This is a genomic window from Actinomyces succiniciruminis, assembly GCF_900002405.1.
Classification (GTDB): Bacteria; Actinomycetota; Actinomycetes; order Actinomycetales; family Actinomycetaceae; genus Actinomyces; species Actinomyces succiniciruminis.
Genome location: NZ_LK995523.1, coordinates 18203 through 23541, shown reverse-complemented (window position 1 = coordinate 23541; position 5339 = coordinate 18203). Strand labels below are relative to the sequence as shown.

The 5339-nt window shown below is 71.1% G+C and carries 4 protein-coding genes; all 4 read left to right on the top strand.

Going from position 1 to position 5339, the window contains the following annotated elements; all coding sequences use genetic code 11:
- On the top strand, positions 1-1048 hold a 1048-nt coding region (locus BN1056_RS14780), incomplete at its 5' end, for a helicase-associated domain-containing protein (RefSeq protein ID WP_244671641.1).
- A gap of 68 nt (positions 1049-1116) precedes the next feature.
- Entirely contained in the window at positions 1117-2370 is a 1254-nt protein-coding gene (locus tag BN1056_RS09915) for a DUF3027 domain-containing protein (protein WP_244671640.1), read from the top strand.
- A gap of 64 nt (positions 2371-2434) precedes the next feature.
- Positions 2435-3955, top strand: coding sequence for an NCS2 family permease (locus BN1056_RS09910; RefSeq protein ID WP_210580811.1), 1521 nt, complete (start codon positions 2435-2437; stop codon positions 3953-3955).
- Positions 3956-4138: 183 nt separating this feature from the next.
- A partial coding sequence (locus BN1056_RS09905) for an MFS transporter (RefSeq protein WP_244671639.1) occupies positions 4139-5339 on the top strand: 1201 nt, incomplete at its 3' end.

Genomic DNA, 5339 nt, shown 5'->3' with positions numbered 1-5339 from the left:
AAGGGTTCTGGCAGCCTGCCTGCGTCCCAATACCGGCGCCCCCGAAGCGCCCGCACCCGCCGACAGCACCGCGGCGGACGATGCCCCCGCCGACACCGCCGGCCACCCGGACAATCACTACGGGACACTGCTGGCCGCGCTCGAGCAGGCGCTGGCCGCCGACCTGCCTGCGCCGGTCGACCTCCTGCTGGTGCAGTCGGACCTGACCGCCATCGTCCCCGGCCGTCCCGCGCCCGAACTCGGTGCCGCCCTAGAGCGCAGCAGCGAGGTCGAGTCCCGCGGCGGAGCACTCACCGTCCGCTTCACTCCCCAGTCCGTGCGCCGCGCCCTGGACAGCGGCTGGTCCGCCACCGAACTGACCCAGGCCCTGTCCCGCTTCAGTCCCAGCCCGCTGCCCAGCGCGCTCACGGCCCTGATCGCCGACGCCGCCCGCCGCCACGGGGCAGTGCGCGTGCGCGAGGTCGCCAGCGTCCTGCGCGTGGCCGACCCGGCCGTAGCCGCCGGGATCATCGCCGACGCCGCGCTCAAAGACCTGGGACTGGACCAGGTGGCACCCGGCGTCATCCTGTCCGCCGCACCCGCCGGGGTGGTGCTGCGTGAACTGCGTGCCGCCGGTCTGGCTCCGGTGCTGGAGAACGAGCAGGGCCGACTGCTGATCTCCGAACGCCCCGGGGGCGGGCGCCGCCTCCCTGCCCCGGCACCGGCCCGCCCGGGGAACGAGCACGCGGTCCGCCGTCGCCGTCCCGGGCGCCGAGAACTGGTCGCGCTGGTCGGTCGCCTGCGCGCGGGGGAGGAGGCACGCCGTGCCGCGGGCGGCGCCGGCCCGATGGCGGCCACCGACCCGGTGCACGCGCTGGCACTGCTGCGTCAGGCACAGGCCTCACGGGCGCGGGTACGGCTGCGTCTGGCCGGCCCCGACGGGAACGTGCAGGAGCGCACCGTGCGGGTGCTCGCCGTCGAACCCGGCCGGGTGCGCCTGGCAGACCTGGTCAGGGAGACCGAGCTGACCGTCGCCGTCCACCGGATCGTGTCGGTCGAGGCCCGCTGATTCGCGCATGCCGGCCCTGCGGGGCGGCGGGGAGGACGGCTGCTGGATTGGCCGCTTACACTTGAGCCGTGACTGACGCAGCGACTCAAACGTCGAAGAACACGTCGAGCAAGCCGGTGCGGGCCGCACGCACCGCCGTCGTCGAGCCCGCGGGCGACCGCCCCGGCGCCCTGCCCACCCCGGCCGAGCAGGCCACGGCCGCCAAGGACCGGGTGCTGACCTCCGGGGCCGCCATCGAGGCCGCCCGGGCCGCCCTGGGCGAGATCACCGAACCGGTCAGCGTCGGCCCGTACACCGCCTCCCGGCAGCTGGGCAAGCGGCTGATCACCCACCTGTTCGAATGCAACCTGGCCGGCTACCGCGGCTGGCGCTGGGCCGTAACCATGACCCGTCCTCCCCGCGGGCGCACCGCCACCATCTGCGAGCTGGAACTACTGCCCGGCGAGGACGCCCTGCTCGCCCCCGCCTGGGTGCCGTGGGCGGATCGGCTGCGACCCGGAGACGCCTCCCGCTCGGACCGACTGCCCCGGCGGGAGACGGACGAGCGGCTCGAGCCCGGCTGGGAGGCCACCGGCGAGGACGGGGACACCGTGGCCCTGGATGAGCTCGACCTCGGCCGCGCCCGCGTGCTGTCCCTGGAGGGTTACCGCCGCGCCGCCCAGCGCTGGTACGACGGCGACCACGGCCCCGAGGCCGACGGCGTGCGCAAGGCCCACGCCACCTGCGCCACCTGCGGGTTCCTGGTGCCCATGAGCGGGCGCCTGCGCAGCACCTTCGGCGTGTGCGCCAACGAGTGGGCCGCCGACGACGGGCGCGTGGTCTCCCTCGACCACGGCTGCGGTGCCCACTCCGAAACCGACCTGCCGGATCAGGGCCCCGAGTGGCCGGTGGCCCCTGCGCGCCTGGACGAGGCGGCCATGGAGCCGCTGGCCACCAACGGCACGGACCTGCGCGGCGGGCACAGTCGCGACGAGCTCACCGCCCAGGAGACCGCGCAACCGGAGCCGACCGCTGTCGGCGAGGCCGGGGCCCAGGACGCGGCCGCCTCCGCCGAGCCGGCCGAGAAGACCTCGCGCAGGTCCCGCAAGTCGATTGCCACCCAGGATGCCGCGGCGGGCTCGGCTCCCGAACAGTCCCCGGAGGAGCGGGAGGCAGCGGAAGAGGATCCGGAGGCCACCGCGGCCTCGCGGCGTGCCGCCTCGGCTCGCGACGCCGTCGCCGACCTGGCCCTAGAGCACGCCCACCACGACGACGCCGCCCATCCTCAGGCCGCTGCCGACGCCCTGGCCGCCCTCGAGGCCTCGCTGCCTACACGCTCTTGAGCCTGCCCGCGCTCGCGGGCGGCGCCGACCCCGCCGGGCCCGGGTACCGGCTCCGTCCCAAGGGATGGCCGGAGTTTCGTTGCTGCGGCCGCGTCTGGGACAATCACGCCACGTGACCACACATACCCCATCTCCCACAACGTCAGCAGCGGCCGGGGCGCCGGACTCCCGCAGCGCGATCGACCGCTTCTTCCACATAACCGAGCGCGGCTCAACAGTGGCGCGTGAGGTACGCGGCGGAATCGTCACGTTCTTCACGATGGCCTACATCCTCGTCCTCAACCCACTGGTGCTGTCCACATCCCACGAGGGGATCGCTCCCCTGGGCACTACCGAGCAGATCGCCGCCGGCACCGCCTTCGTCGCGGGCATCATCACCATCCTCATGGGCCTGGTGGCGAACTACCCCATGGCACTGGCCGCCGGACTGGGCATCAACGCGATGATCGCCTACACCCTGGTCGGTATCAACGGCATGACCTACGCCGACGCCATGGGCCTGGTGGTGATCGAGGGCGTCATCATTCTGGTCCTCGTGCTCACCGGATTCCGGGAGGCCGTGTTCAAGGCCGTCCCGCCGGACATCAAGACCGCCATCTCGGTGGGCATCGGCCTGTTCATCGCCCTGATCGGCCTGGTGGACGCCAAGGTCGTCCGCGCCGGCGGCACCCCGCTGGAACTCGGCCTGGGCGGCTCCCTGCAGGGCTGGCCCGTCCTGGTGTTCCTGTTCGGCCTGTTCCTGATCCTCGTGCTGCACGTGCGCAAGGTGCGCGGCTCCATCCTCATCGGCATCGTCGCCTCCACCATCCTGGCGGCCCTGATCGAGACCTTCGCCCACCTGGGTGCCTTTGACGAGGCGACCAACCCCACCGGCTGGTCGCTGTCCATCCCCGCCCTGGAGGGGGCGCCCGTTGAGCTGCCCAGCCTGGCGACCCTGGGCCACTTCAGCCTGCTCGGCAGCGTGGAGAAGGTCGGCGTCGTCTCCGTGGTGTTGCTGGTCTTCTCCCTCATGCTCGCCGACTTCTTCGACACCATGGGCACGATGGTGGCCATCGGCGCCGAGGGCGACCTGCTGGATGAGAACGGCAATCCGCCGCGCACCCGCGAGATCCTCGTCGTCGACTCCCTGGGTGCGATCGCCGGCGGTGCCGGCGGTGTCTCCTCCAACACCTCCTACATCGAGTCGGCCGCGGGCGTCGGTGAGGGCGCCCGCACCGGCCTGGCCTCCGTCGTCACCGGTGTGCTGTTCCTGGCCAGCATGTTCATCGCCCCGGTCGTCTCCATGGTCCCCTACGAGGCGGCCACGCCGGCGCTGGTGGTTGTCGGCTTCCTGATGATGACCCAGGTGACGGACATCGACTGGAAGACCCCGGAGATCGCCCTGCCGGCCTTCATCACCATCATCATGATGCCCTTCTCCTACTCCATCACCAACGGCATCGGCGCGGGCTTCGTCTCCTACCTGGTCGTCCAGCTGGCCCGCGGCAAGGTCAAGGACATTCACCCACTGATGTGGGTCGCCTCGGTGCTGTTCGTCATCTACTTCACGCTCGAGCCCATCAAGGCGATCCTCGGCGTCGGCTGATGGCCGGATCCGCGCGCCCAACGGCGCCCGGTACGAATAGGGGGCGACGACGCGGCTACGGTCACGTCGTCGCCCCCTGTCTGCGCCCGGTGTACAGACGTACAATTGACCGATCCCAAAAAAGCGCGCATCCCAGCGGGTGCGCCCGTCGTCACACCGCGAAACTGGAGTTACCTCCCCACCGTGAGCAGCACCTTCGAGTCACTCAAGTTCCACAACTATCGGATCTGGTTCTTCGCCGCGCTCGTCGCCAACACCGGCACCTGGATGCAGCGCGTCGCCCAGGACTGGCTGGTGCTGCGCATCCTGACCGACGACTCCGCCTCCGCCACCGGCATTACGACGGCGCTCCAGTTCCTGCCCGCCATGCTGTTCAGCGCCCACGCCGGCCTGATCGCGGATCGAGTCGACCAACGCAAGTTCCTCATCGTCACCCAGTCCGCCATGGGTGTGGTCTCTCTCGCCCTGGCCGTCGACGTTCTCGCCGGGCATGCGGCGCTGTGGCATGTGTACCTGGCCGCTTTCGCGACGGGACTGGCGGCGGCCTACGACTCGCCGGCCCGGCAGATCTTCGTGGCCCGCATGGTCCCCGCCGAGAACCTGGCCAATGCGGTCGGGCTGAACTCCGCCTCGTTCAACGCCGCCCGCCTCCTCGGGCCGGCGGCTTCCGGCCTGGTCATCGCCTGGATCGGGCCCGGCTGGGTCTTCCTCGTCAACGCCCTGACCTTCCTGTTCCCGGCGCTAGCACTGGCGACCATGCGCGTGTCGGAGCTGTATGACGTGCCCCGCGCCAAACGCGCCAAGGGGCAGCTGCGGGCGGGCCTGGCCTACATCCGCCACCGCACGGACATCATCGTGATCATCGCGGTCATCTCCGTGGTCTCAATGTTCACCCTCAACTTCCAGGTGACCATGGCGGCCATGGTGCGCTCAGCCTTCGACATGGAGTCCGACGCCTACGGCACCGTCTCCTCGGTCTTCGCCATCGGCTCCCTGGCCGGTGCGTTGTGGGCGGCGCGACGCAAGTCCCCCCGGGTGCGCACCTTGGTCGTGGCCTCCTTCTTCCTGGGCGTGTTCACGATCCTGATGGCGTTGACCCCGAACTACACGCTGTTCGCACTTGCCACGATCCCGGTGGGCCTGTGCGTGCTCACGGTGCTCACCAGCGCGAACCAGACCGTCCAGCTGAACACCGAGCCGGCCATGCGCGGGCGTGTCATGAGCATCTACATGATGTTCTTCCTGGGCACCACACCTATCGGTGCGCCGATCATGGGATGGGTCTCGGACCAGTGGGGGCCGCGGGTCGCCATCCTGGCCGGTGGGATTGCGGCGGTCCTGGCTGCCGTCGGCGCCGGCATCTGGGCACGGCGCCACTGGCACA